Genomic DNA, 657 nt, shown 5'->3' with positions numbered 1-657 from the left:
AAAAATGAATTTTATTTTTTTCCAAAACATTAAAGTATTCGTTTAGTTTTATTGGATTCTTTTTAGGTTTCGGTAACCAACCTTTTGTAATAGCTTCATAAGTTAACAACCACTTATCATCCATTAGTGACTCCTCAGTAAGTTCAAGCTCGATGTTTTTAGTAGAAACAGAAGCATTTATTTTCCCTATGTTTTTTAAATCAAGAGCAATTAATATTGAAATTATATCATTTGAATTAAATATGATTTCGGCTATTTTGTCTTTTAATTTAATTTGAAATTGTTTGCCGATCCATAATGCCCAAGCCACTTCAAAATTATGGCCTTTTGCCGAATGTTCTTTTATTATAATTTCAGTTATGCTTTTAACTTTAGACTTATCAACTTTTGATTTGTGAGAAATTAAAAGTTGAGCAACAACTGGTACAGCAACTGGTTCAGTTAACGCTATTTGTAGTAGTAATGCTTGAAATAATTCCCAACTCTCATCTAGAAAAGTCTGAAATTTTACAACTGAAAGGGCATAGGGTAGTACGGAATCTTTAGGATTAGATTTTGCGTGTCTAAATGCAAGACTTACAAATCGTTCTATATCTGTTTGCTGTGATTTAGGATGTTTTCTAAATGTAAATGAACCTAATTCGATAGCCCAATTTG

1 protein-coding gene is annotated in these 657 nt (G+C 30.1%); it reads right to left on the bottom strand.

What is annotated here, in order from left to right:
• On the bottom strand, positions 1 to 657 hold a 657-nt coding region (locus ACFIKI_RS08460; RefSeq protein WP_375666764.1), incomplete at both ends, for a hypothetical protein.

This window comes from Bartonella sp. TT121SHDZB (assembly GCF_042193415.1).
GTDB lineage: Bacteria > Pseudomonadota > Alphaproteobacteria > Rhizobiales > Rhizobiaceae > Bartonella.
This window is presented reverse-complemented; position numbering and strand designations above follow the sequence as displayed.